25 protein-coding genes are annotated in these 25,948 nt (G+C 60.7%); 11 read left to right on the top strand and 14 right to left on the bottom strand.

What is annotated here, in order from left to right; all coding sequences use genetic code 11:
• Positions 1 to 249: 249 nt before the first annotated feature.
• The 10 genes from glmM to ybgC all read right to left on the bottom strand — a co-directional run bounded on the left by glmM (position 250) and on the right by ybgC (position 11,675).
• Complete coding sequence (gene glmM, locus J3O30_RS18440; RefSeq protein WP_003582103.1) at positions 250 to 1,602, bottom strand: phosphoglucosamine mutase; 1,353 nt, start codon at positions 1,600 to 1,602, stop codon at positions 250 to 252.
• Between the two features lie 243 nt (positions 1,603 to 1,845).
• A complete protein-coding gene (ftsH, locus tag J3O30_RS18445; RefSeq protein WP_207581661.1) occupies positions 1,846 to 3,774 on the bottom strand; it encodes an ATP-dependent zinc metalloprotease FtsH in 1,929 nt (642 codons plus the stop codon).
• Between the two features lie 97 nt (positions 3,775 to 3,871).
• Positions 3,872 to 5,239 carry a tRNA lysidine(34) synthetase TilS gene (tilS, locus tag J3O30_RS18450; RefSeq protein ID WP_207581662.1) on the bottom strand — a complete coding sequence of 456 codons (1,368 nt, stop codon included), beginning with the start codon at positions 5,237 to 5,239 and terminating at the stop codon, positions 3,872 to 3,874.
• An 11-nt stretch (positions 5,240 to 5,250) separates the two neighbouring features.
• Positions 5,251 to 6,234: a tol-pal system protein YbgF gene (gene ybgF / locus J3O30_RS18455; RefSeq protein ID WP_207581663.1), complete on the bottom strand. Its 984-nt coding sequence runs from the start codon at positions 6,232 to 6,234 to the stop codon at positions 5,251 to 5,253.
• Positions 6,235 to 6,393: 159 nt separating this feature from the next.
• A complete protein-coding gene (gene pal / locus J3O30_RS18460) occupies positions 6,394 to 6,927 on the bottom strand; it encodes a peptidoglycan-associated lipoprotein Pal (protein WP_207581664.1) in 534 nt (177 codons plus the stop codon).
• A 152-nt stretch (positions 6,928 to 7,079) separates the two neighbouring features.
• Complete coding sequence (gene tolB, locus J3O30_RS18465; RefSeq protein ID WP_207581665.1) at positions 7,080 to 8,387, bottom strand: Tol-Pal system beta propeller repeat protein TolB; 1,308 nt, start codon at positions 8,385 to 8,387, stop codon at positions 7,080 to 7,082.
• Between the two features lie 109 nt (positions 8,388 to 8,496).
• Positions 8,497 to 9,642, bottom strand: a complete 1,146-nt coding sequence (locus J3O30_RS18470; RefSeq protein WP_207581666.1) for a hypothetical protein — start codon at positions 9,640 to 9,642, stop codon at positions 8,497 to 8,499.
• 8 nt (positions 9,643 to 9,650) lie between these two features.
• Positions 9,651 to 10,106: a protein TolR gene (gene tolR, locus J3O30_RS18475; protein WP_207581667.1), complete on the bottom strand. Its 456-nt coding sequence runs from the start codon at positions 10,104 to 10,106 to the stop codon at positions 9,651 to 9,653.
• Positions 10,107 to 10,124: 18 nt separating this feature from the next.
• The gene (tolQ, locus tag J3O30_RS18480) at positions 10,125 to 10,844 is read right to left on the bottom strand and encodes a protein TolQ (RefSeq protein ID WP_207581668.1); all 720 of its coding nucleotides are present in this window, start codon (positions 10,842 to 10,844) and stop codon (positions 10,125 to 10,127) included.
• A gap of 375 nt (positions 10,845 to 11,219) precedes the next feature.
• Positions 11,220 to 11,675, bottom strand: coding sequence for a tol-pal system-associated acyl-CoA thioesterase (gene ybgC / locus J3O30_RS18485; RefSeq protein ID WP_012758853.1), 456 nt, complete (start codon positions 11,673 to 11,675; stop codon positions 11,220 to 11,222).
• Between the two features lie 141 nt (positions 11,676 to 11,816).
• Between ybgC and J3O30_RS18490 the strand changes: the two genes are divergently transcribed.
• The 6 genes from J3O30_RS18490 (at position 11,817) to J3O30_RS18515 (ending at position 17,073) form a co-directional block, all read left to right on the top strand.
• Positions 11,817 to 13,037 carry an NAD-dependent epimerase/dehydratase family protein gene (locus tag J3O30_RS18490; RefSeq protein WP_207581669.1) on the top strand — a complete coding sequence of 407 codons (1,221 nt, stop codon included), beginning with the start codon at positions 11,817 to 11,819 and terminating at the stop codon, positions 13,035 to 13,037.
• A gap of 8 nt (positions 13,038 to 13,045) precedes the next feature.
• A complete protein-coding gene (locus tag J3O30_RS18495) occupies positions 13,046 to 13,882 on the top strand; it encodes a glycosyltransferase (protein ID WP_207584372.1) in 837 nt (278 codons plus the stop codon).
• Complete coding sequence (locus tag J3O30_RS18500; RefSeq protein ID WP_207581670.1) at positions 13,879 to 14,796, top strand: NAD(P)-dependent oxidoreductase; 918 nt, start codon at positions 13,879 to 13,881, stop codon at positions 14,794 to 14,796. Before J3O30_RS18495 ends, J3O30_RS18500 begins: the two co-directional genes overlap by 4 nt.
• 46 nt (positions 14,797 to 14,842) lie before the next feature.
• Positions 14,843 to 15,541: a hypothetical protein gene (locus J3O30_RS18505; RefSeq protein WP_207581671.1), complete on the top strand. Its 699-nt coding sequence runs from the start codon at positions 14,843 to 14,845 to the stop codon at positions 15,539 to 15,541.
• Between the two features lie 116 nt (positions 15,542 to 15,657).
• The gene (locus tag J3O30_RS18510; protein ID WP_207581672.1) at positions 15,658 to 16,245 is read left to right on the top strand and encodes a 5-formyltetrahydrofolate cyclo-ligase; all 588 of its coding nucleotides are present in this window, start codon (positions 15,658 to 15,660) and stop codon (positions 16,243 to 16,245) included.
• Positions 16,246 to 16,248: 3 nt separating this feature from the next.
• Positions 16,249 to 17,073 (top strand): TIGR00282 family metallophosphoesterase, encoded by an 825-nt coding sequence (locus J3O30_RS18515; protein ID WP_164008083.1) that lies wholly within the window; start codon positions 16,249 to 16,251, stop codon positions 17,071 to 17,073.
• A 122-nt stretch (positions 17,074 to 17,195) separates the two neighbouring features.
• On the opposite strand, the gene J3O30_RS18520 is transcribed toward J3O30_RS18515, so the two are convergent.
• On the bottom strand, positions 17,196 to 18,314 hold the full coding sequence (locus J3O30_RS18520) for an IS5 family transposase (protein WP_141335696.1): 1,119 nt from the start codon (positions 18,312 to 18,314) through the stop codon (positions 17,196 to 17,198).
• A 309-nt stretch (positions 18,315 to 18,623) separates the two neighbouring features.
• Here J3O30_RS18520 and J3O30_RS18525 point away from each other — a divergent pair, with 309 nt between their 5' ends.
• On the top strand, positions 18,624 to 19,469 hold the full coding sequence (locus J3O30_RS18525) for an MBL fold metallo-hydrolase (protein ID WP_207581673.1): 846 nt from the start codon (positions 18,624 to 18,626) through the stop codon (positions 19,467 to 19,469).
• A gap of 48 nt (positions 19,470 to 19,517) precedes the next feature.
• Here J3O30_RS18525 and J3O30_RS18530 read toward each other — a convergent pair whose 3' ends face one another.
• Positions 19,518 to 20,021, bottom strand: a complete 504-nt coding sequence (locus J3O30_RS18530) for a pyridoxamine 5'-phosphate oxidase family protein (protein ID WP_207581674.1) — start codon at positions 20,019 to 20,021, stop codon at positions 19,518 to 19,520.
• Between the two features lie 139 nt (positions 20,022 to 20,160).
• Between J3O30_RS18530 and J3O30_RS18535 the strand changes: the two genes are divergently transcribed.
• On the top strand, positions 20,161 to 20,907 hold the full coding sequence (locus tag J3O30_RS18535) for a YebC/PmpR family DNA-binding transcriptional regulator (protein ID WP_207581675.1): 747 nt from the start codon (positions 20,161 to 20,163) through the stop codon (positions 20,905 to 20,907).
• Positions 20,908 to 21,018: 111 nt separating this feature from the next.
• Here J3O30_RS18535 and J3O30_RS18540 read toward each other — a convergent pair whose 3' ends face one another.
• Together J3O30_RS18540 and J3O30_RS18545 are read right to left on the bottom strand one after the other, a co-directional pair.
• On the bottom strand, positions 21,019 to 22,020 hold the full coding sequence (locus J3O30_RS18540; RefSeq protein ID WP_207584373.1) for an LLM class flavin-dependent oxidoreductase: 1,002 nt from the start codon (positions 22,018 to 22,020) through the stop codon (positions 21,019 to 21,021).
• Between the two features lie 126 nt (positions 22,021 to 22,146).
• Positions 22,147 to 24,462 carry a methyl-accepting chemotaxis protein gene (locus tag J3O30_RS18545; RefSeq protein WP_207581676.1) on the bottom strand — a complete coding sequence of 772 codons (2,316 nt, stop codon included), beginning with the start codon at positions 24,460 to 24,462 and terminating at the stop codon, positions 22,147 to 22,149.
• A 243-nt stretch (positions 24,463 to 24,705) separates the two neighbouring features.
• On the opposite strand from J3O30_RS18545, the gene ruvC reads away from it, so the two are divergent.
• From ruvC to J3O30_RS18560, 3 genes are read left to right on the top strand one after another with little or no spacing between them, the layout of a single operon-like run.
• Positions 24,706 to 25,215, top strand: a complete 510-nt coding sequence (gene ruvC, locus J3O30_RS18550) for a crossover junction endodeoxyribonuclease RuvC (RefSeq protein WP_207581677.1) — start codon at positions 24,706 to 24,708, stop codon at positions 25,213 to 25,215.
• Positions 25,216 to 25,272: 57 nt separating this feature from the next.
• On the top strand, positions 25,273 to 25,524 hold the full coding sequence (locus J3O30_RS18555; protein ID WP_207581678.1) for an AbrB/MazE/SpoVT family DNA-binding domain-containing protein: 252 nt from the start codon (positions 25,273 to 25,275) through the stop codon (positions 25,522 to 25,524).
• A complete protein-coding gene (locus tag J3O30_RS18560) occupies positions 25,524 to 25,937 on the top strand; it encodes a type II toxin-antitoxin system VapC family toxin (protein WP_207581679.1) in 414 nt (137 codons plus the stop codon). The genes J3O30_RS18555 and J3O30_RS18560 overlap by 1 nt, the downstream gene beginning before the upstream one ends.
• The last annotated feature ends 11 nt before the right edge of the window (positions 25,938 to 25,948 follow it).

The raw sequence follows: 25,948 nt of genomic DNA on the forward strand, positions 1-25,948 counted from the left end.
TCAAGTCGCTGCCAAACCGATACGCTTCGGATGGATAATGAATGGGAAACGTTAAAAGCTACTTAACCACGATTATTTACCGGAGATCTTGAAGCTTCCGGTAGAGGAAACATGGATTGCCGCAGTAAAAGTCTCTGAAGTGATCTGACGAGACGATTTGGCTGGGTTGCGCACTCGTCGCCCATTCTCCGAGCATCGGCCCAACCATGTCGCCAAGCTTGCCGTCGAGCCCGATATGTCCACAAAGAATCAGGCGGCGGTTCGAACGTTCGAGATCGTGCCGATCAGCTCGTTGACGATGCGCTCGATCTGAGCGCGGTCGTCGCCCTCGGCCATGACGCGGATCAGTGGCTCGGTGCCCGAGGGGCGAATGACGAGGCGGCCGTTTTTGGCGAGTTCGGCTTCGGCATCGGCGATCGCCTTCTGCACCTGGATATCCTCCAGCGGCTTGCCGCCGCTGATGCGGACATTGCGCAGGAGCTGCGGCACCGGCTCGAAGCGGCGGCAGACCTCGCTGACGGTCCGGCCGGTGCGCTTGACCGCGGCCAGGATCTGCAGCGCTGCGACCAGACCATCACCCGTCGTACCGTAGTCCGAAAGCACGATGTGGCCCGACTGCTCGCCGCCGACATTGTAATTGTGCTGGCGCATATGCTCGACGACGTAACGATCGCCGACCCGCGTGCGGGCAAGCGCCATACCGCGCTCGTCGAGGAAGCGCTCGAGGCCGAGATTGGACATCACCGTGGCGACGATGCCGTTGCCGCGCAGTTGCTGGCTCTCGGCCCAGCTCTCGGCGATGACGGCCATCAGTTGGTCGCCGTCGACGATCGAACCGTTTTCGTCGACGATGATGACGCGGTCCGCATCGCCGTCGAGCGCGATGCCGATATCGGCGCGCACCTCGTCGACCTTCTTCTGCAGAGCGACCGGGCTGGTGGAGCCACAATTGAGATTGATGTTGGTGCCGTTCGGCTCGTTGCCGATGGTGACGACCTCGGCACCGAGCTCCCAGAGCACGGCGGGCGCCACCTTGTAGGCAGCACCATTGGCACAGTCGATCGCGATCCTCAGGCCCTGCAGCGTCACGTCGCGTGGCAGCGTGCGCTTGGCATGTTCGATATAGCGGTCATGCACGCCGTCGACGCGCTTGGCGCGGCCGATATCGTCGGATTTGGCGAGCTGGGCGTTCAGGTCCTTTTCCAGCAGGTCCTCGATCTCGGCTTCGAGGTCGTCGGAAAGCTTGTAACCATCCGGACCGAAGAGCTTGATGCCGTTATCCTCGTAAGGATTGTGCGAGGCCGAGATCATCACGCCGATATCGCAGCGCAGCGAGCGCGTCAGCATGGCGACGGCCGGTGTCGGAATCGGGCCGAGAATAAAGGCATCGAGACCGGCAGCCGTGAAGCCCGCGACCATGGCGTTCTCAAGCATATAACCGGAAAGACGCGTATCCTTGCCGATGACGACACGGTGGCGATGGTTGCCGCGGCGGAAGATCGTGCCGGCGGCAATGCCGACCCGCATAGCGAGATCTGGCGTCATCGGGAAGACGTTGGATTGGCCACGAATGCCGTCCGTACCGAAATAGCGTCTTTTCATCTGCACTCCTGCGTTTTTCCGCGCGCCAGTCAAGGCAGCGCACCGTTCCAAGCGAATCCGGCTTCCATGGAATGTCGTTCATTCAGGAGCGTGATTCACGCTTGCCTCAATTCAGCGGAATGCCACAAAATGAGGCTATCAGCACGTAAATTAGCAAGAAAAATGATTATATCCCGTTACCAATGGAAAAGGCCGGGTCTCCCGTTTGGGAAATCCGGCCTTGTTCAAGATGGTGCTAGCCGCTCAATGCGGCTGCGGTTCAAGGCCGCCTTCGGGCTCATCACCCTTGGTGGCAGGCCGTGCGCCGGCCTTCGGAACAGCCGAGCGGCTTGGCGGTGAATCATCGCCAAGATCGCGAGACGGCTTCTCACCGCGGATCAACGCTTTGATTTCTTCGCCGGTCAGCGTCTCGTATTCGAGCAGACCTTCGGCAAGAGCAACGAATTCGTCGTGCTTTTCTGTTAGGATCGTACGGGCCTGGGTATAGGCTTCGTCGATTAGGCGGCGCACTTCATTGTCGATCTTCTGCGCGGTTGCTTCCGAAACGTTCTTCGACTGCGAAACCGAGTGGCCGAGGAAGACTTCCTGCTGGTTCTCGCCATAAGCGACCTGACCGAGCTGGTCAGAGAATCCCCATTGCGTGACCATCGCGCGGGCAAGCTTGGTCGCCTGTTCGATGTCGGAGGAGGCACCTGACGTGATGTTCTCCTTGCCGAAGGTAAGCTCTTCGGCGACGCGGCCACCCATCATGATGCAAAGACGCGAAACCATCCACTTGTAGCTCATCGAGTAGCGGTCGCCCTCGGGAAGCTGCATGACCATGCCGAGTGCACGGCCGCGCGGAATGATCGTCGCCTTGTGCAGCGGATCGGCGACCGCGACATTGAGCGCGGTAATGGCGTGTCCGGCCTCATGGTAAGCGGTGAGCTTCTTCTCCGCCTCGGTCATTGCCGAGGAACGGCGCTCGGCGCCCATCATGATCTTGTCCTTGGCGTCTTCGAATTCCTGCATGGTGACGACGCGCTTGTTGCGGCGGGCGGCCATGAGTGCGGCTTCGTTGACGAGGTTCATCAGGTCGGCGCCGGAAAACCCGGGCGTGCCGCGGGCAAGAATCTTGAGATCGACATTGGGTGCCAGCGGAACGTTGCGGGCATGTACCTTGAGGATGCGCTCGCGACCGACGATGTCTGGGTTTGGCACGACGACCTGACGGTCGAAACGGCCGGGACGCAGCAGCGCCGGGTCGAGGACGTCAGGGCGGTTGGTGGCGGCAATCAGGATCACGCCTTCATTTGCCTCGAAGCCGTCCATCTCGACCAGCAGCTGGTTGAGCGTCTGCTCGCGTTCGTCATTGCCGCCGCCGAGACCGGCGCCGCGATGACGGCCGACGGCATCGATTTCGTCGATGAAGATGATGCAGGGCGCATTCTTCTTCGCCTGCTCGAACATGTCTCGTACACGGCTGGCGCCGACGCCGACGAACATTTCGACGAAGTCGGAACCTGAAATGGTGAAGAACGGCACGTTGGCTTCGCCGGCAACCGAGCGGGCGAGCAGCGTCTTACCGGTGCCCGGAGGACCGACGAGCAGCACGCCGCGCGGGATCTTGCCGCCGAGACGCTGGAACTTCTGCGGATCGCGCAGGAATTCGACGATTTCCTCGAGATCCTGCTTGGCTTCGTCGACACCGGCGACGTCGTCGAAGGTCACACGGCCATGCGCTTCGGTGAGCAGTTTGGCCTTCGACTTGCCGAAGCCCATCGCGCCGCGCGAGCCGCCCTGCATCTGCCGCATGAAGAACAGCCAGACGCCGAGAATCAGAAGCATCGGCAAAAGCGTGCCGAGATAGCTGAGGAAACCCGATGAACCGTCCGTTTCAGGACGGGCCGAAACCAGAACGTTCTTAGACTGCAGGCGATCAAGCAAGCTGTCGTCGATTACGGGCGAATAGGTCTGGAAGGTGGTGCCATTTTCAACATAGCTTCCGGAGAGACGGTTCCCCGTGACCACGACTTCCTTCACGCGGCCCGCATCGACCTCACGCAGAAATTGCGAATAAGGGATTTCGCGGGAGCCCGTCTGCGCCGGCGCCGTCTGGAACATACTGAAAAGGGCGATCAGCAGAAGCGCTATGATCGCCCACAAGGCGAAATTACGTAAGTTAGGGTTCATTGAACTCCCCAGCACTGGAACAGCCGCCTCATGGCGACCGTCTTATTCGCTTCTAACATAGGGTTGCGCCGTGCGATTGCCAAGGCGATCCCCCAGGTCAGATGGTTTTTCCGTCAATACTTCTTAAAGGCGGCCTCGGATAGGGCGCCGTTACGAAAACCGCCGAAAGCCTATCGGCAAAGATGAAATCAAATCGTGTCAAAAAGCGGTCGAACGGTGCGAAATAGGGCGTGAGGTCGACCATGCGGGCATATTCCTGAGATAAAAGCGCTCCTTCGGCGGATAAAGCCGGTGCTGAGGCTATGGCGCGGTTCCATGCCGCCTTGGGAAGGTGCTCAAAATGATGTTCCCTCATTCCTGTCCTCGGGCTTGACCCGAGGGACAGGAATGAGGGGGAGTGTGATGCGGCCTCGACGACGATTGGTCTGGCCACTCCGTTGCGCACAAAAAACCTCCCATCCCAAACACCCGCCTCTCCCGGCCGCAACACCAGCGGCAAAATCCCCCGGCTTTCGCGTGTGAGATAAAGCCCGTCACGCCTGAGATCGAACACCACCCTGCCGGCGGTCATCCGTGCCGGCTGGCTGCCGGTGGCAAATGCAAGGATACGCTCCATATGCGCCCTCCCCGGGGCAAACGGCTGCCCGCCGAAAACGCCTGTCAGACGGCCGAGCGCATAGTCGAGGACTGCCCGATCCCGCCGCAACCCGTCAGGCATCACCTGCCCGAGCAGGCCGCCGTGAAGCCTGAAATGACGGTCCAGCCATTCCGCGGCCTTGGCCGAAAGCGCCAGTCGCTCTTCCCAGGCCCTGCGGATATTTTTCTCCGGACCCGCACCGGCCGACAGCTGCCGGCGGATTCGCACGCGCTCGTACTTCACATCCTCATTGCTCGGATCGTCGATCCACGGCACGCCCCGCTCTTTCAGGAAAGAGCGGATATCCGCCCGGCTGGAAAAGAGAAGCTGCCGCAGGACCCAAAAATGCCGGTTGAAGAGCACCGCATCGGCAATGCCGGTCGAGGCCTGCTCCGTTCGCATGCCGCGCATGGCAAGTGTTTCGCGCTGGTCGTCGAGTGTATGGGCGGTGACGATGAGATCGGCGCCAAACGCTGCCGCCGCTTCGGCCAGAAGGCCGTAACGCGCCTCGCGGGCCGCGGCCATGATGCCGGTTCTCGGCTTGTCGCCCTGCCAGGTCGCGATGGTGTGGGGAATGCCGCGTGATGTGCAGAGGGCTGCAGCTGTATGCGCCTCGTCTGCGGAGCCGGCGCGCAACGCATGGTCGACGGTCGCAGCGCATAGGGATATTTTGAGATGAGGCGCGGCCTTCACGGCTTCGTCGAGGAGGAGAAGCAGGCCGGTGGAATCACTGCCGCCCGATATCGCGACGAGAATGCGTGCAGGGCTTTGAAGGGACGAGAGAAACTGGAGGATCGCCTCTTGCGGCGATCGGACTTCCGGAGACATGCCGGAAGACCTTAGCAGGCGAGGCGCTTCTGTTCGCTCGCAACCTTGCTTATGACGGCACGCGAAGCCTTGGGATAACGCTTCGAGACTTCGCGCAGCGTCGCACAGGCCGTCTCGGTATTGTCGAGCGCAGCAAGCGACATGCCGAGTTTCAACAGCATTTCAGGCGCCTTTTCTGATGTGCCGTATTTCTGATGTGCATTGAGGAAGGTTTTGGCCGCCTCATTGTACTTGCCCTGCGAATAGAGCGCTTCGCCAAGCCAGAAATTGGCGTCCGCCGCCCGCGCGCTGCTCGGGTAGCGGGTGATGTACTGGGTGAATTCCTGTTCGGCCGTGCTGTAATCGCCGGACAAGACGTGACCATAGGCCGACTTGTACTGGTCCGCTTCACCACCGAGCGATGCGGTCTGCTGCGGATTAGCGGTATTGGGAACCGGGCCGGAGCCGATCCCCGCATTTTCATCGACACTTCCGCCGATCGCATTGCCCTTCTGATCGAAATCGATCGAGCCGAGCTCCTTCGGCGGTTGGCCGAGGCCGCTATTGGCAGGCACGTCGGTGGAGGGAGCCGTTTCGGCTCCCTGCGGTGCTTGGATCACCTTGGCGATGTCATCGCCGCCGGAAGCTGCCGGAGCGACGTCGGTCTCGCTCTTCTTGACAGGAGCCTTGGCACCGCCGCCGCTGGCACCCGTCTTTTCCAACTGCTGGAAGCGGAATTCATTGTCTTCCTGCTGCTTGCGGATCGTCTCCTGCATCTGCAGCAGCTGGAAGCTCATCTCCTCGATCCGGCCGTTCAGCTGCCGCAGTTGCTCTTCGAGCTGCTGCACGCGGACCTCGGCATCGCCGCTCTGCACCTTGACGACCGGCAGCGCCGACGGGTTTTCCGCGGATCGACCGCCGAGATGCAGCCCGAAGAACGAGGCCGAATAGGCCGTCCGCTCGCTCCCGGTCACGGCCGCGAGGCACAGCATGCCTGCCACGACAAGTTTCTTCATATGTATCGTCCTGTCCCAGTGATTCTTCGCGCCTCGATGACACGAGCAGGAGATTTTTCCAATTGCTGTCAAAAAGCAACGGAGTCTGGCCAAAGTGTGGTCAAAAAGAAAAGGCGGCCCCTGATGGGACCGCCTTCCGAAAGCGAACTAAGTCGGCAATTACATGCCGGCGCCGCCGAGAACCGTGACTGCGCGGCGGTTCTGCGACCAGCAGGAAATATCGTCGCAGACGGCAACCGGACGTTCCTTGCCGTAGGAAATCGTCTTCAGGCGCTGCGCCGGAACGCCCCGCGAAGCAAGATAATCCTTGGCGGCGGCCGCACGGCGGGCACCGAGCGCGAGGTTGTATTCGCGCGTACCGCGTTCGTCGGCATGGCCTTCGACGGTGATCTGGTAGTTCGGGTAGCGGCCGAGCCATTGGGCCTGACGGTCGAGCGTCTGCGAAGCATCGGCACGGATCGACGAGGAGTCGGTATCGAAGAAGATGCGGTCGCCGACATTGACCGTGAAGTCCTGGGCCGAGCCCGGCGTTGCGGAGCCACCCGCGCCGGAGCCGAGGCCGAGATCGCCGGCGCTGTTCGGCGGCTTCTTGGCGCAGCTCGCAAGCGCGAGACCGGCGACAAGCGCGATCATGACGGGGTTGCGGGCGAAATTCTGCATGCGGCTCATTGCCGGGGTATGAATTCGGCTCATGGCCGGTCTCCTTGCGGGTTCATCAGGGTTTCCGGACAGTAACCGCACTCGGTTAACCGCCCCTCAAAAATTGTGGTTAACGAATTACTGATTTGTCCCTTGGTCGCTCGATTCCATGACTTTGGGACGACATGAAGGCAGAAGCGCATTGCCTACTCCATAAGCGGCGACCAAGCGGGGTCGGAACCGTAGCTCGGCGTCTTCACAAGCTGCTCGTTGTAGCCGGTCAAATCGATCGAATAGAGCTGCGGACCGCCGGCACCTGCCGCCTGCCGGAAGAACATCAGCACACGTCCGTTCGGCGCCCAGGTCGGGCCCTCGTTATGGAAGCCGGTCGTCAGAATGCGCTCGCCCGAACCATCCGGTTTCATCACGCCGATCGAGAACTTGCCGCCGGCCTGTTTGGTGAAGGCAATGAGATCGCCTCGTGGCGACCAGACCGGCGTCGAATAGGAACCGTCGCCGAAGGAAATACGGGTCTGGCCCGAGCCATCTGCATTCATCACATAGATCTGCGGTTTTCCGCCGCGGTCGCTTTCGAAGCTGACGCGCGCGCCGTCAGGCGAATAGGACGGCGAAGTGTCGATCGCAGCCGTCGAGGTCAGGCGCGTCGTCGTGCGCGAGCGCAGGTCCATTGTATAGATGTTGGAATTGGCGTCCTGCTGCAGGCTCATGATCACCTTTTGGCCATCCGGCGAAAAGCGCGGCGAGAAGGTCATGCCGGGAAAATTGCCGACGACCTCACGCTGCCCGGTTTCCAGCTGCAGCAGATAGACCCGCGGCTGCTGGTTGGCAAAGGACATGTAGGTGACTTCCTGCCGGCTCGGCGAGAAGCGCGGCGTCAGCACGAGATCGCTGCCATCCGTCAGCATACGCACGTTGAAGCCGTCCTGATCCATGATCGCCAGCTGGCGTTTGCGCTGCTGCTTGGTGCCGGATTCGGAGACGAAGACGACGCGGGTATCGAAATAACCTTCTTCCCCGGTGATCTGCTTGTAGATCGCGTCGGCGATGATGTGAGCCACGCGGCGCCAGTTCTCCGGCTGCGTATAGAACTGCTGACCGGTCATCTGCTGCCCGGCGAACGGGTCCCAGAGCCGGAATTCGGCGCGAAGACGGCCATCCGCTTCCTTGGTAACCCGGCCGGTGACCAGCGCCTGTGCATTGATGACCTTCCAGTCCTCGAAGCGCGGCGAAGCGTCGGGATTAGAAATCTTCTCGATGAAGGCGGTTTTGTTGATGGGTGCGAAGAGACCGGACCGCTGCAAGTCGGCGGCGATCACCTGCGATACCTGCGCGCCCATATCGCCCTGGAAGTCGGTCACCGCGATCGGCAACGGCTGAACGTTACCTTTTCGAAGATCGAGGGTAAGCACCGCGTTCGCCGGAGTCGTAAAGGCTGCGACCCCAAACAGGCCTGCAATGACCATCAGAGCGCGGATGAGGGAACACTTGACCATATCAAATAAGCCTTTCAGCACTTCATGAATTCAGTTTGCTAGTAGGACAGTGCAAGATAACTTCCTTCCAAGCATTGTATTTATCTTTGGAAGCTCGGCTCCTAGGCATCTAGATTCCCAGGCTGCTCGCATCGAAGTTAAGAACGACCTCATTCCAAGCTTCATATTTGTCCATCGGAAGAGTCGAAGAAAACGAGGGAGCCGATTTCATCACGGCACGGTAAGCAGCGCTTTCCAGCGCACGACGCGTCGAATCGCTGCTGCTCCCACCAGACGATTCTATCTCCGGCTCACCAATGATGTTGCCGTCTCTGCCCAGCTTGAAATGCACCGTAACAACCAAGCCGGAAAGGCCTTCCATTCCGGGCGTGACAAGCCAATTGCCCTCGATCAAGCTGCGCATCGCATCTTCTTCGCTCTGGCTGAGTTTCGAGCCGCCGTTGCTCTTCTTCGCGCCCAGCGATGCTTCCTGCGTCGAGCGCTTGGCGCCCCCGGCAGAAGGATCGGTCTTGTTCAGCAAGATCGAAATCTGGTCGGCATTGAAGTCGCTCTTCATCGATGAAGCGGACTTCGCTGTTTCCTGTTTCTTGTCCGCCTTCTTCTTGTCGGTCGGCGTGTCGGCGGTTTTCGGCTGGTCCGGGGTCTTTTCCGGCGGCTTTTCGGCCGGCTTCTGCGGTTCCGGCGGCTTCACCTGCGGCTTGGCGACAGGTGTCGGCACATTGTCCGGCAGCGCCTCGGCATCGGGCTTCGGCGGCTCCTCCGGCTTGGCCTGCTCTTCCGGCGGTTTTTCCTCGGGCTTCGGCGGCGTCACCTCGACAGGCTTCGGCGGCGGAATGGAAGCGACCTCCTTCGGCTGTTCGACCTCCGTTTCCTCCTTGACGATATCCTTGACATCATTCGGCTTTGGATCGGTTTTCGGCATCGGCTTGTCGCTCGAATTCGCCGCGGCAGCCTCGCTATTGCTGGGCTTGGCGTTCGGAACGGGCGGCGTCTTCAGGTCGACATTGTTGTCGCCGGCGTTCTCGGCCGGCTGCGCGATCGGCGGACGTGTCGTCGGCACGGGTGCGGAAGTCTCCTTCTTCGGAGCCTTCTTGTCGCCTTGCTGCATCTGGGTAATGGATTCCACCGGCACCAGATCGACCGGCATCGCCTCGAAATCCTCCACCTTGAAGGATTCCGGCGCGCTGAGCGACACCATCGCCCAGGTAAGCACCAGGCAGTGCAGAACAGCAGATGTGACGACGCTGGTCTTCATCTTGAACGCTATTGGTCCTTCTTCTGCTGCGTCACGAGGCCGATATTCTTGAAGCCTGCGCCCTGAATACGGGCCATGACGTCGGCGATGACGCCGTAAGGCGCTGTCGCGTCGCCGCGCACGAAGATCCGTTCGTTGTAACCAGTGGTGGCGATCGCCTCGAGCTTGGCGGCGATCTCGGCGGCCGGAATCGCCGTTTCCTGCAGGAACACTTCGCCGTCGTTCTTGACGGAGATGGTGATCGGCTGCGTCTCGGAATTCAGCGCCTTGGCCTGCGTCTCCGGCAGGTCGATCGGCACGCCAACGGTCATCATCGGTGCCGCGACCATGAAGATGATCAAAAGCACGAGCATGACGTCGACGAGCGGCGTCACGTTGATTTCGGAGATTACGGCCCTGTTCCGACCGCCGCGACGGCGGCGTCTGCCGCCCCCGCCGTCATTGCCTCCAACAGCCATACCCATGTCAGTATACTCCGTTGGTTACTGAGCGGCAGCGCGCGGCTGTAGCTTCTCGTCGATCTGGCGCGAAAGTATGGCGGAGAATTCATCCGCGAAACCTTCCATGCGGCCCGAGAGCTTGCCGGCATCGGCAGAGAACTTGTTGTAGGCGATAACCGCCGGAATAGCGGCGACGAGACCGATCGCGGTGGCAAGCAGCGCTTCGGCGATACCGGGTGCGACAACCGCAAGGTTGGTCGACTTCGAACCTGCGATCGCCTGGAACGAGGTCATGATGCCGACGACCGTGCCGAAGAGACCGATAAACGGGCCGGCCGAACCGATCGTTGCCAGCGATCCAAGGCGAGCGCCGAGAAATTCGGTCTCACGGGCAAGCGTCACGTCCATCGCCCGGTCGATACGCATCTGCAGGCCAATCGGTGAGCGGGCGCCGCGTTCGAAGGATTTCTTCCATTCCCGCATGGCCGCAACGAAAATCGATGCCAGCCCGGTATTGTTGCGCTCCGACAGCGAGCGATAGAGCTCTTCCAGCGATTGGCCCGACCAGAACACCTGTTCGAATTTGTCGAACTGGCGCCGTGCGCGGCCATAGGCCAGGTTTTTGTCGATAACGATCGCCCAGGTCCACACCGAGGCTGCGATAAGCCCGAGCATGACGAGCTTGACGACGATTCCGGCCTGCATGAAAAGCGACCAGAGGCTGACGTCCGTCGTTGCTGCTGCCAATCCTACTTGTTCCATTGATCCAAAATCCCCGAATCCAAACGCCCGGTGCTGGACCGGGCGGCACAAATTGATCTCGCAAGAAGTGTCCGGTGGCCGCCGCCCAAAGCCCTGGTCAAGCTTCCAAGCTCATCTTCCGCCTTCTTGCCGTCAAATTTGGTCAAAGGAAGGCGTGCACCGCACAAACTCCGACTTTCCCAGTAAGACACTATTATGGTTAATAGATCGTTAGTGCCGGACTGTGACAGCAAGCCTGTGTTTGGAAGATTTCATTCCATGGATTACTTGACCGGAGCAAGATCCGGCTGCCGAAAGAGCGCTCATCCTGCGGCGCGGGAATTCCTTCACATAAAGATCAAGTTTTTACAAGCCCGAATTCCAGGCGATTCGCGGCTATAGCGGCGTGCTGCCTTCCAGGAATTTCACCGCCAGCGTTTCCGGCAGCCGCCGCGGCCGCCCCCTGGCGTTGATGACAGCGATTATCACCTTGGCGGCAATCAGCAGCGTCTCGCCGGATCGGATCTGCTGATTGAGCACCATCTTGGCGCCGCCGGCCTTTTCCGTGTGCGTCAGGATCGTCAGCACATCGTCCATGCGCGCCGGGCTCTTGAAGTCGATCTCCATGCGGTGGACGACGAAGACCAGGCCCTCCTCGTCGGCGCTGACGAGTTCGCGCTGCTCGACGCCGAGGCAACGCAGATAATCGGTGCGGCCACGCTCCAGGAAATGCAGATAGCGGGCGTGATAGACCAGGCCGGAGAAATCCGTATCTTCATAATAGACCCGCTGGACAAGGCGATGCCCGGCCTCGGTCAGCTCTCCCGAAATGGAAAAAGGGCGCTCCGTCATAATTTTCTCCAAACTGAGGTGCCCTCTTTGGCGCAACGCTTCCCGACAGGCAAGCATTGAATGCCCGACCGGCAAGCATTGAATGATTGTCATAATTCCTAACTATTCCCGACATTGAGTGACCGATAAGGAGACGATGTGATGAAGATTGCGGTTATGGGCGGAGACGGTTTCATTGGCTGGCCAACGTCGCTGCATCTCTCCGATGCCGGACATGACATTCATATCCTCGACAACCTCTCACGCCGCTGGATCGACACGGAACTTGGCGTTCAGTCGCTGACACCGATGGATTCGATCCAGGAGCGCACCCGCATCTGGCATGTCGAAACCGGACGCCGCATCCACTTCAATCTGATCGATCTCGCCAAGGACTACGAACTGCTGAAGAACTGGCTTTCCGAACACCGTCCGGATGCCGTCATCCATTTTGCCGAGCAGCGGGCCGCACCCTATTCGATGAAGAGCGACCGCCATAAGAACTACACGGTCAACAACAATGTCAGCGCCACGCACAACCTGCTGAACGCGCTGACCGAGCTCAATCTCGATACCCATCTCATCCATCTCGGCACCATGGGCGTCTACGGCTACTCGACGGTCGGCGCTGCCATCCCAGAGGGATACCTGCCGGTCGGCATCGAAACGCCAGGCGGCGAGACGGTGAGCCAGGAGATCCTCTATCCCTCCAACCCCGGCTCGATCTACCACATGACCAAGTGCCTGGATCAGCTTCTCTTCCAGTTCTATGCGAGGAATGATGGTCTCAGGATCACCGATCTGCACCAGGGCATCGTCTGGGGCACCCATACCGAACAGACGCGCCGCCACGCACAGCTCATCAACCGTTTCGACTACGACGGCGATTACGGCACGGTGCTGAACCGCTTCCTGATCCAGGCGGCGATCGGCTATCCGCTGACGGTACACGGCACCGGCGGCCAGACCCGCGCCTTCATCCATATCCAGGATTCGGTGCGCTGCATCGAGCTGGCGCTTGCGAACCCGCCGGCTCGCGGCGCGCGCGTTGAGATCTTCAACCAGATGACCGAAACCCACCGGGTGCGCGACCTCGCAGAGATGATCGCGGGGATCAGCGGCGCCGAGATCGCCTGGCTGCCCAACCCGCGCAAGGAAGCTGCCGAGAACGAGCTGATCGTCCGGAACGAAAAATTCCGCGATCTCGGCCTCGAACCGATCACGCTGGAAGCGGGCCTGCTCGGCGAGATCGTCGATGTCGCGAAGAAATTCGCCTATCGCGTCGACCGCTCGCGCGTGCCGGCCGTCTCCGCCTGGACCAAGGACATCGCCGCGACGATCAATCACGATCCCGAAGGCAAGCGGCTGAAGTCGGTATCATGAGCGGCGACATGACGAGCGCCAGCGAAAAACCAGCCCCTTTCGCCTATATCACCCTCGTCACCAACGCCGACTACGCCATGGGCGCCACCGCCTTGGCGAATTCGCTGCGCCGCACCGACACCACCGCCGACATCGTCGTCCTCCACACCGGCGGCGTCGATGCCACCGCCCTCGTCCCGCTCAAAATCCTCGACTGCCGCCTGATCGAGGTCGAGCATTTGCCGCTGTCAGCTGCCTTTAACGAACGCCATGCCCGTGGCCAGCTCCATTCGGCGGCCCCCTTCACCAAGGGCCGCAAACCGGATTTTCATTCGCCGCTCGACAATTTCTGCAAGCTCAGGCTGTGGCAGCTTGTCGAATATGAGCGCTGCGTCTTCATCGATGCAGACGCCCTCGTACTGAAGAACGTCGACAGGCTCTTCCACTATCCGGAATTCTCCGCCGCCCCGAATGTCTATGAAAACCTCGCCGACTTTCGCCGCATGAATTCCGGCGTCTTCGTCGCCACGCCGTCGCTTGACACATTCCGGCACATGCTCGAAAGGCTCGACACGGCAGACGTTTTCTGGCGGCGCACCGATCAGACGTTTCTCGAGACTTTCTTTCCGGATTGGCACGGCCTGCCTGTTTATTTCAACATGCTGCAATATGTATGGTTCACCATGCCCGAGCTTTGGGACTGGAAGAGCATTTCGATCCTGCATTACCAATATGAAAAACCGTGGGAAAAGGATCATCCCAAGGCAGCGCGACTACAACCCTTGATCGATTTGTGGCACCGTTTCCACGATGACGGCGATGTGCCCGAGATCACGGCGCTGGATAATCCGGAAGGGGCAGCATGAAGGTACTGGTATCTGGCGGAACGGGTCTCGTCGGCCGGTATGTCGTCGAGGAGCTGCTGGCTGGCGGATATCAGGTGATCGTCGGAGGGCGCTGTGCGCCGCTGCCCCGCCTCTTCTCGCGCCCGGTCGATTTCGCAGCGCTTTCGCTCGATCCCGACAAGGATCAGATCGGTGTTTTCGACGATGCCTATTTCTTCGTCCACGCCGCCTTGAGCCATGTTCCGGGCAAATATCGCGGCGGCGAGGGCGACGATCCGAAGAATTTCCACAGGCTGAACCTCGACGGCACCGTCCGGCTTTTCGAAGCAGCCAAACGCGCCGGCACACGCCGCTGCGTCTTCCTGTCCAGCCGCGCCGCCTATGGCGAACATCCCGAGGGAACCGAGCTGGCGGAAACCATGCTGGCCAAGCCCGAAACGCTCTACGGCCAGGTCAAGCTCGATGCCGAACGCGCGCTCGCCCACCTCTCCACGCCGGGTTTTGCCGGCGTGAGCCTGAGGGCGACCGGGATCTACGGCGATCTCTCGCCGAACAAATGGGACGGGCTTACCGCCGATTATCTCGCCGGCCGGGCGGTTGTTTCGCGTGTAGGAACGGAAGTTCACGGCCGCGACCTCGGGCGTGCGGTACGGCTGATGCTGGAGACGGAAAGCACCCGCATCTCCGGCGAGGTCTTCAACGTCTCGGACATATCAGTCGACACGCGCGATATTCTTTCGCCTATCCGGCGCGAGACCGGCTGTCGGCACGTGCTGCCGCCCCCCGCCGACAGGGTGGCGCTCAATCGCATGAGCACGGCGAAAATCCGCGCGCTCGGCTGGTTGCCGGGCGGAGCAACGCTGTTTGAAGAAACGATGCAACGGCTCGCCGCGGCCCTACGGGCGGCCCCAGAACACAGGTCCACGCAAGTCTGACGTTGCAGGATGCGCCGAATTGCAATCGGGCTGTCGGGGATTGTTCATGCAGGTCGCAACTACGTCTGCCTCCATCATCTTGCGTGGCACGCCTTCTGCTGCAGCAATGTCTGCCGCCGGAAACGAGACCGATCAGGGTGTGCTGAAGCTGCAGCGCAGCACCCAGACGCTGCAGCAGATGCGGCAGACCTTGGCGAATTCCGGGGACGAAGCCAAGACAAAGGCACAACGCAAGCTCGACGAGGCAAAGCAACAGCTGGAGATGCTGCGCAGCTCCAATATGCCGCCCGAGGTGGTCGCCCGTCTGGCCGCCGAACTGGCGCGCAAGGTCGGCACCGCCGCTTCAGAATTCGCATCGGCCGCCGCGACCGGCAGCCCTGCAGCAGTCGCTCCGGTGGACGCAACCACGGATGCAACAGCCGCCGCGACGAGCGGGACTGAGGCTGCACTGACGGATGTCTCAGAAAAAACCGCGACCGGATCGCAGGAACCGGTCGACGCCGCCCAGGCCCGCGAGGCCTATGAGAGCACCGCCGAGGACGCGCCAAAATCCTCGGGCATCTCGTCCGATGACCGAGAAACGATGGAAGCGTTCAAGGCGGTCGTGCGCGAACTCAGGCAATTGCTCGAAAAGGCGATGCACGACCTGCGGCAGCAGGACTGGCAGGGCGGGGCCAACGCCGTGCCTGATATGGCAGGCTTATCCACCGGCACCGCGACAATACCGACAAGCATCGTCATCTGACCTCCGGCCGCATCCCGCCGACAGGGCGTGAAACGGGCGCAGCACTGTCGCATCTGGCATTTGCATCGGACATCCAGGCGTCTATGCTCGGTCAATCTCTCATACCGGTAGATCGAATGACCGCTCAACAACTGAAAGCACAGCTGCGCAACGAACGGCTGTCCGCACGCGACGCCATCCCGGGCGAGAAACGCGCCTCCAAGAGTCTCGCAATGGCTGAACATGCAGGCGAAGCGGTTGGTTTTGCGCTGGGCACAATTGTCTCCGGCTTCCTGCCGATCCGTTCGGAAGCTAATCTCAGGCCGCTGATGGCGCGCTTTGCCGTGCGCGGTGCGCGGCTCTGCGTGCCGGCGATCCTCGATCGACAGACCATCGTCTTTCGCGAGTTGGCGGAGGGTGCGCCGCTTGTCGATACCGGTTTCGGCACGGTCGGCCCTGGCGCGGATGCCGCCATTCTTAATCCGGAAATCATGCTCGTGCCGCTTTCGGCCTTCGATGCCCGCGGCCACCGCATCGGTTACGGCGCCGGCCACTACGACCGCGCCATCAGCCGGCTGAGACAAAAAGGCCTGCATCCGAAGCTGATCGGCATTGCATTCGACTGCCAGGAAGTGGCACATGTGCCCGCTGAGCCGCACGACATAAGCCTGGATGCCATCCTGACAGAAAGCGGCCTTCGCTTTTTTGCCTCTTGGATTGGATAGGGAATGCGGCTGCTTTTTTTGGGTGACATGGTCGGCAAGACGGGACGCACGGCAGTCTGGGAGCGCCTTCCCGGCCTGATCTCCGACCTCAAGCTCGATTTCGTCGTCGTCAACGGCGAGAATGCCGCCGGCGGCTTCGGCATCACCGAGGACATCTTTCTGGAGACGATCAATGCCGGCGCCGATGTGGTGACGACGGGCAATCACGTTTGGGACCAGAAGGAAGCCGTGGCCTTTGCCGGGAGGCACGATCAATTTCTGCGGCCGGCCAACTATCCGCAAGGCACGCCCGGCCGCGGCTCCGGCCTGTTCTATGCCAGGAATGGCGCGCGCGTGCTCGTCGCCAACGTCATGGGCCGGGTCTTCATGCATCCGGAACTCGACGACCCGTTCAAATCGGCGGAAGTGATCCTCGCTGCCTGCCCGCTCAAGGAGCAGGCCGATGCGATCATCTTCGATTTTCATGCAGAGGCGACCAGCGAGAAGCAATGCTTCGGCCATTTCGTCGACGGCCGCGCCAGTTTCGTCGTCGGCACCCACACGCATGTGCCGACCGCCGACACACAGATCCTGAACGGCGGAACCGCCTATATGTCGGATGCCGGCATGTGCGGCGACTACGACTCTTCTCTCGGCATGGATAAGGAAGAGCCGCTCAACCGCTTCATCTCCAAGATGCCGAAGGGCCGCATGGAAGCCGCGAACGGCCCGGCGACGATCTGCGGCGTCGGCGTGGAGATTTCCGATAGAACCGGCCTGGCCGAAAAGATCGCGCCGCTTCGGCTCGGGCCGCGGCTGGCCGAGACGGTGCCGGAGTTCTGGCGCTAGCAGGCTGCTGAAATTCGCTCTGCGTTGGCGCAGTTGCTTGCTGTGGGTCTGATTTTTTTACAGACTGGCTGTCGTGCGGTGGGATTTTGGCCGATTGAGGCGGGTTTTCTGGCCATATCGGCTTATTGATCTCCCTCAAGACACACTTCGCCCGTCGATCCGATCAATTTGGGAAGGCGGATGATGTTGTACGCGACAAGGGCGAAGGTGAAGGCGGCCTTCACCTTGTCCAGTCCGCGCAGCTTGAGCTGCGCCAGCCCGGCCGTCGTCTTGACCCAGCCGAAGACTTCCTCGATCCGCTTGCGGCAGCGCAGGCTGATCGCATAGCCGGCACTTTGCGCCACCTCTGGCGGCACCGCCGTCTTGCGCACCTTGCCCGTCTTGCTCACCGTCCCATTGATCGCCACATGCGGCACGATCTTGCGAGCCTTCAACTCCTCGACGAAGGCTTCCGCGTCGTAGCCCTTGTCGGCGCCCAGCGTCGCCCCTTCGCCAAGGCCCTCGCTCAGTGCGCTCGCCGCATCCCGCTCGCCCGTGCCGGTCGCATGCGTCACCGCGCCGTCGACCACAAGCCCGTTGCGGTTCTCCATCAGTGCGTGCCCCAGATAGGCTAAGCGGCTCTCCTGGCCATTGCCCTTGCGGTACAGACGCGCATCCGGGTCCGTCGTCGAGGCATGCGTCTTGTTCGAGCGCTTCTCCTTGCGAAAGTTGCGCTCGCCGTTGCGGCCATCCTCCGGCGGCTCATCCGAACCGTCCTTGGCCCGGAAGCTCTTCATCGAGGCAAACGCCTTCAGCATCGTGCCGTCGACCGAAAAATGCTCCGCACTCAACAGCCGCTTGACCGCAGGCTGCGAAAGCAACGCCGACAGGAAACCCTGGGCAACCTCCGTCGTCAGCAGCCGGTCCCGGTTCTTCGAAAACGACGAGGCATCCCAGACCGCATCGTCGATGCCAAGCCCGACGAACCAGCGGAACAGCAGGTCGAACTCCAGCCGTTCCATCAGTTGACGCTCCGAGCGGATCGAATAGAGCATCTGCAGCAGCACCGCCCGCAGCATCCGCTCCGGCGCAATCGACGGCCGACCGGTGTTGGCATACAGCGCTGCAAACGATCCATCCAACGCCACAAACGAGGTGTTCACAAGTTCGCGCATCGCCCGAAGCGGATGCCGGGCCGGAACCCGTGCCTCAAGGTCGACATACGAAAACAGCGACCCCGTCCGATCATCCCCGCCGCGCATCCAAATTCCCTCGAAATCACTTGCAAGATGGAATCATGTGTCCAGCCCAAAAGCCAGTGGGTTTTTCAGCAGACTGCTAGAGCAATTCCAGCAAAAGTGAGCAACAGTTTTGCGTCCGGAACTGTGTTAAAACAAATAGATAGAGCATTTCCGTGGTTTGGAGAAAAACGGAAATGCTCTAAGCCCGCCGCCCCCGCGCCGATACGCAGACCCACACGCAATCGTGAGCATCCTAGTCTGGACCGCTGCGACCTCATGCCGCATCCTTCCGCCGCCAATTCAAAGTGATAGAGCGCCGGAGGGGGTGGCATGAAGCCGCAATATCTTGTCCTTGCTATCGCATGCCTTGCGGCCTTCGCCGCGCCAGGTCTTGCCGGGGCACAGGGTGAGCGACCGCCCGTCAGCCACTGCCAGGCGATCGCGCAGAACGTCCCGCAGGCAACCTTCGCAAGCTTTTCCGGCGCCACGCCGCTAACGCCTGCCGTCTCCGAGGGCGAAGACGTCAAATTCACCTTCCTCGGTCATTCAACCTTCGAGATAGACACGCCCGGCGGCATCGTCATCGCGACAGATTATAACGGCTGGTACAAGCCGGGAACGATGCCCGATGTCGTGACCATGAACAAGGCGCACACGAGCCACTTTACCTTGACGCCCGATCCTGAGATCAAGCATGTGCTGCATGGCTGGAGCGACGTTCCGGGCGAGAAGGCCAACATCAATCTCGTCATTGGCGATGCCTATATCCGCAATGTCCCGACGGATATCCGTTTCAGCTATGGCCTTGGCGGCTCGCAGGAAAACGGCAACTCCATCTTCATTTTCGAAATCGCCGGCCTTTGCATCGGCCATCTCGGCCACCTGCACTATGAACTGACGGATGCCCATTACACCGAGATCGGCCGCCTCGACATCGTCATGGTCCCGGTCGATGGTGGCCTGACCATGGGCGCCGACAGCATGAGCCGCGTCATCAAGCGGCTACGCTCGTCGTTGATTCTGCCGATGCACCGGCGCGGCCCGCCGGTCGAAGCCTTCGTGTCAATGTTCGGCAAGGATTTCGACGTCGTCAATGCGCCCGATGACAGTATCACCATCTCCATGCGCACCCTGCCGAAAAGGCCGCTGATCTATGTACTGAAGGGTGTGCAGTAAAAAGGCCCGGCGATTTTCCCCGGGCCTAAAGCGACACTCTTCAAATCATCAAGCGAACTGCAGGTGGCGCTTGATGCCGACATCCGGCATCTTGTCGTCGTCAAGATTGGCCTTGGCGATCTCCCAGCCGAATTTCAGCTTGTTGCCTGTGGAAACCCAGATCTCGGCATCGTCGACATGGAGGGAAAGCATGGTGAGCTTGGGGTCTTTCTTGCCGCCATCATACCAGGCCGCGACAATCGAAGTCCAATATTCCTCGATCTTGGAAGGGTCAGGGCGCACGTCGATCACACCGGCAAGGCAGGCGTGATAGTCGTGATCCTTGCCGATAACACAGAAATGCGCGCGGCTTCCCGGTTTTATGGCGCGCACGATGTCGGCATCGGTCTTGGTATAGAACCAGATCGTGTTGGTGGTGGGATCGGCATGCGGCGCCATCGGCTGCATGTGCATGTCCAGCCCGGAAATCCCGAGCATGCCGGCATGAACATCGTTGACCTGATCCCAGAGCTGACGTGCTGGCTGTTCCTGCGCATCGCTGAGACTTGCCATGACCGTTCCTTTCCGTTGGATGGAGTTCCTGAAACGTCATCCCCCCGCCTTTGTTCCAAACTGCTTTTTCCTTGAACGGGTACCGTTTCGCTCTTATAAGGCGGCCCATTCCGAACAATATGACGTGGACAGGGGTGCCATGGCTGGCCATTCACAGTTTAAAAACATCATGCACCGCAAGGGCCGTCAGGATTCCGTGCGGTCAAAAATGTTCTCCAAGCTTGCGCGCGAAATCACCGTTGCCGCCAAGGCCGGCCTGCCCGACCCGACGATGAACGCCCGCCTTCGCCTGGCGATCCAGAACGCTAAGGCCCAGTCCATGCCGAAGGACAATATCGACCGCGCCATCAAGAAGGCAGCTGGCGCCGACGGCGAAAACTACGATGAAGTCCGTTATGAGGGTTATGGCCCCGGCGGCACGGCGATCATCGTCGAAGCTCTGACCGACAACCGCAACCGCACCGCCTCCAACGTCCGTTCGATCTTCACCAAGGCTGGCGGAGCGCTTGGCGAAACCGGTTCCGTTTCCTTCTCCTTCGACCATGTCGGCGAAATCACCTACAAGCTGTCCGTCGGCGATGCCGACAAGGTGATGGAAGCCGCGATCGAAGCCGGCGCCGACGATGTCGAGACCGACGAAGACGGCCACTACATCACCTGCGGATTCGAAGCTCTCGGAGAGGTGGCAAAAGCGCTGGAAGCGAGCCTGGGCGACGCCGAGACTGTCAAAGCCGTCTGGCGCGCCCAGAACAACGTGCCGGTGGACGAAGAAAAGGCCCAGTCGCTGATGAAGCTCATCGACAGCCTGGAAGACGATGACGACGTGCAGAACGTCTACTCAAACTTCGAGGTCTCGGAAGAAGTGCTGGCGAAACTCTCGGCCTGAATTTCCTCAGAACGATCATCAATGGAAAACCCGGCCGCGATGCCGGGTTTCTGCTGCCGATGGACGGTCAGCGCTCGCGATGTTCCGCCCTCGAGGCGCAGCTTGGCAAGCCTACGCGGCCGCCCGCATGAAATTTCCCAAGCCCGCAAACAGTTCCACCGACGTCAACCGCGCTTCGATGTCGTGGATCGGCATCGAGATGATCACCTCGTCGGCCTGCGTTTCCTTGAGAAACTCCGTCAGTTTCGCCTCCGCCGTCGTCGGCGATCCGACCACGGCGTAACGCAGCGTGTGTTCGACGTTCATCTTCTCCATCGGCGACCAGAAATTTTCCATATCGGCCAACGGGCGCGGGAACGGGCCGCGGACATTGCGGCGCAGGTTGACGAACTGCTGCTCGGCGGAGGTGAAATGGTAGCGCGCCTCTTCGTCGGTCGCAGCCACCGCGCCCATCACGCCGACCATCACATAAGGTTTGTCGAGCGTCGACGAGGGCTGGAAGCGGTCCCGGTAGATCGCGATCGCATCAAGCAGCATGTCGGGCGCAAAATGCGAAGCGAAGGCATAGGGAAGTCCGAGCATGGCAGCAAGCTGGGCACTGTAGAGGCTGGAGCCGAGCAGCCAGATCGGGATACGCGATGAATTGCCGGGAACCGCAAGGATCGTCTGGTTTTCGACTGGCGTATCGAGGAGTTGCTGCAATTCCACCACGTCGTTCGGGAAACTGTTCGCGCCGGCCTCGAGATTGCGCCGCAGCGCCTGTGCCGTGCGCATGTCCGTTCCCGGCGCGCGCCCGAGGCCGAGATCGATGCGGCCGGGGAAGAGCGCCTCGAGCGTGCCGAACTGCTCGGCAATCACGAGCGGCGAATGATTGGGCAGCATGATGCCGCCGGAGCCGATACGGATACGCGTTGTTGCGGCCCCGACATGGCCGATGACGACGGCAGTGGCGGCGCTGGCGATCCCCGGCATGCCGTGATGCTCGGCGAGCCAAAAGCGCTTGTAGCCGAATTGCTCGGCCTTCCCGGCCATCCGCGCCGAGCTCTCGAGAGACTGGCGGATGCTGCTGCCTTCGGCAACGGGGGAAAGGTCGAGTATGGAGAAGGGAACCATGGGAAACCTGCCGGGCGGTTGAACGATGCCGTCTATGTAGGTTGCCGCCCCAGCCATTCCAAACCATTCACCCAAACGAAAGGGCCGCGCGAGCGCGACCCAGTGTCAGCTCTCAGAAGCCACGGTTTACCGGTGACGGCGCAGCACATGCACTTCGGCGCTTGGGTGGTGGTTTCCGTGCGGCAGCGTGAAATTACCGAGCTGGCGATCCATTTCCAGGGCTTCCGTTGCCAGCCTGTGGATCGCCGCCGTCGTCTCCTCGACCATCGACGCGTTCTGCTGCGTCATCGCGTCGAGTTCGGCGACGGCACTGTTGATCTCGCGTAACGTATTGGCTTCCTCGCGGGTCGCACCCATGATCTCATTGATTTGTCCGTTGATCGCCTCGACATGGGCGCCGATGCCGGTCAACGCAACGCCAGCCTTTTCCACAAGCGCCACGCCGCTTTCGACTTCATGTGTCGATTTCTGCAGCAGGCTGGAGATTTCCTTTGCCGCACTCGATGAGCGCTGTGCCAGCTCGCGCACTTCCATGGCGACGACGGCGAAGCCCTTGCCCGATTCACCGGCACGCGCCGCCTCGACGCCGGCATTGAGCGCCAAGAGGTTGGTCTGGAAAGCGATGTCGTCGATGACCGAGATGATCGTGTTGATCTGACGCGAAGACGTCTGGATTGCCTCCATCGCTGCAATTGTCTCGCGCATGATCTGGCCGGAGCCGGTCGTCTCCTTCTTGGCGTCGCGGGCGATGCGCTCGGCCTGTTCGGCTCGCTCGATCTGCCGGCGGACGGACTGGGTGATGGCGCTGATCGCATTCGCCGTCTCGGTGATCGAGCCGGCCTGACGCTCGGTGCGCCCTGCAAGCTCGTCGGCGCCGGTGCGCATCTCCTCTGAGCCGGCACGCACCGCCATCGAGTTGCCGCCGATAGCCGTCATTGTTTCACTCAGCGTCGCCAGCGCCTCGTTGAAATTGACGCGCAGGCTTTCGAGCTCATTCGGGAAACGGGTATCGATCTGGTAGGCGAGATCGCCAGTCGCCAGATGATGCAGACCCTCATCGATCGCTTCGACGACGTGCTGCAGGCTCTTCGCCTCGGCTTCGCGCTCAGCCAGGTTCTGCTGGCGGTCGTGATCGGCCTTCAGGCGCGTTTCTTCGCTGGCGGCTTCGAGTTCGCGGCTTTCGATCAGCGACTGGCGGAAGCGAGCGAGCGCATTCGCCATCGTGCCGATCTCGTCCTTGCGGTTCTGGCTGCCGATCTCGCTGTCGAGCTTGCCGTCGGCAACATCACGGGTGACGCCGGCAAGCCGCGCAAGCGGCGAAAACAGGAAATTGGTGACGAGGCCGGTCGCGACCGCCATGACGACGAGCACGCCGATGCCGATCATCGTCAGCAGCGTGGCGATCTCGATCGAGCCGGCATTAAGCTCGCTCAAAAGCACGCTCTCGACAACGAGGAAGCGGTCGCCACGATAGTCGATACCGCCGACATAGGCGCGGGCCGCGCCGTCCGCCCGGCTGAAGTCGGCCACCGTCATCGCCGAATTGGCAAGCGCGTTCTTGATGAAGGTGAAAGGAGCCGCATCGAGCGTCGCAAGCTTGCCGCTCGCGTCGAGACCGACGGCGGAGCCATCGCTAGAGACGATCGCTGCCTGCGCCGTGCTGCCCTGGACGATGCCCTTGCCAAGGATACCGGTGACGATGTCGTCGCGCACCTTGAAGAGGATGATGCCCTTGGCCGCCCCGAGTTTGATGATCGGTACGGCATAGAAGATCGCCGATTTGCCGCTGGCGCCATCGACGCGAAGACCGGAAAAACCTGTCGGCGCGGCGTCATCGGTCGCCTTGGCAGTATTCTCGATCGCCTTGGCGAAGGCGATACCGGCGCCGGTGGTCTTCCACGCGTCCGACTTGAGGTTCTCGGCGAAATCGTCTTGCTTCTTGTAGGAATAGAGGACCGTGCCGTCGAGGTCGGCAATCAGCAGATCGCTGAAGGCGGTACCCTCGAGATCGCGGGCAACTTCGCCCTGCGTTTTCTCGTGGTTCGAATAATAAAAGCCGCTCGGTCCTTCCGGCTTCATCAGCTTCTCCCGCTGGTCGGCCGGGTTGGGATTGCCCGCAATGAAAACCTTCTTCAATTCGGCGCGGGCATCGCCCGAGGTCTTCTCGATCGTCTTCCAGCCGCTCTTCAGGCTGGTGATCGACATCTGCAACGCTTCGATGCGCGCGATGGAATTTGCCTGGTTTTCAAGCTGCGTCAGCTGGTCCTGCAGCATGTCGCCGCGAAAGATCAGCACGCTCTCCTTAGCCTTCAGCGCTTGCTCGTCGGAGATCCGGCTGCTGGCAAAATAGGCAAGCACGTCGATCACGGCGATCGATAGCACGGTCAGCAGAATGAATGTGGCAATGACCTTGAAGGACAGGGACTGAAATCTCTGAGCCATGTACGACGAACCCCTTCTGACACGCCTGCCGGCGTGGGCACGCAGCGCATGCCTGATCGACCGATCTTTAAACCGAACATCGGGGGGCTTATCTCCTTGCGACACGAGACCCCCTTCGTATTTGACACTAGAATTCAAGCATCTGTTTTAATTCGCGGTAAATGGAGCGGCTTAAATCCGAGAATGTTTTTGTTTTGTTCACATATCGATGGCAGTTATTTCGCAGTCGCTATAGGTTGAACCATGCAAAATACGATTCGCATCGTCGGCATCGATCCCGGGCTTCGCCGCACCGGCTGGGGAATCATCGACACGCTGGGCAATTCCCTGCGGTTTGTGGCCTCCGGAACCGTGACCTCCGATGGAGACATGGACCTCGCCTCTCGCCTCTGCCAGTTGCACGATGGCCTGGCGGAGGTCGTCCATAGCTACGCGCCGGATGAAGCCGCCGTCGAACAGACCTTCGTCAACAAGGATGCTGTGGCGACCCTGAAACTTGGCCAGGCCCGCGGCATCGCCATGCTGGTGCCGGCCCGCGCCGGACTGCAGGTCTCCGAATATGCTCCGAATGCCGTGAAGAAGGCGGTCATCGGCGTCGGCCATGGCGAAAAACGCCAGATCCATATGATGTTGAAAATCCTGATGCCGAAAGTTGAATTCAAGGGCGATGACGCCGCCGACGCCCTGGCGATCGCCATCTGCCATGCCCACAATCGCGGCAGCAACCGGATGCGGCAGGCACTGGCCGGCTAGTTTGTTCTTGACTTGTTCCGATGGTAAGGATAATTCTTACTTTGAAGGAGCAGCAAGATGCGCGTCACGTCCAAAGGCCAGGTCACCATCCCTCGCGATCTCAGGGAGCTTGCCGGCATCGAGGCCAACAGCGAGGTCATCTTCTCGATCGAGAACGGCAAGCTGGTTGTCTCGCCGAAAAATGGCAAACAGGAGATCGAGGATAGAGGTCGGCTCGACCGGTTCCTGCAGACGATCCGTCGTCTCGAAGGAACCGGTGATCAGGAGATCGATGCCGAAGACCTCATGTCGATGACCCGTGATCGCTGATGGCGACGCTTGTCGATACAAACATCCTCGTCGACCTGGCCGTGGTCAGTTCGGACTGGCATGGCTGGTCGCGTCGGAAATTGCTCGACGTCTTCAGAGATGGGCCGGTGCTCATAAATCCGATTATCTATTCCGAATTTTCCGTTCGCTACGACGATATGGATGAAGTTGAGCAACTGCTTCCGCAGGATGAATTCCGCCGCGAGAACCTGCCTTGGCCGGCTGTATTTGCCGCTGCTCAAGCTTTCCGGCTTTACCGTCGTGCCGGCGGAGGACGCGAACGGATATTGCCCGACTTCCTCATCGGCGCCCATGCGACGATCAGGGGTTACAAAATTTTGACCCGCGATCCCGGCGGATACCGGTCTTACTTTCCCTCCGTGGAACTTATCACACCCGAAACGCACCCTTGAAAGACCGCGAC

This window comes from Rhizobium sp. NZLR1 (genome assembly GCF_017357385.1).
Classification (GTDB): domain Bacteria; phylum Pseudomonadota; class Alphaproteobacteria; order Rhizobiales; family Rhizobiaceae; genus Rhizobium.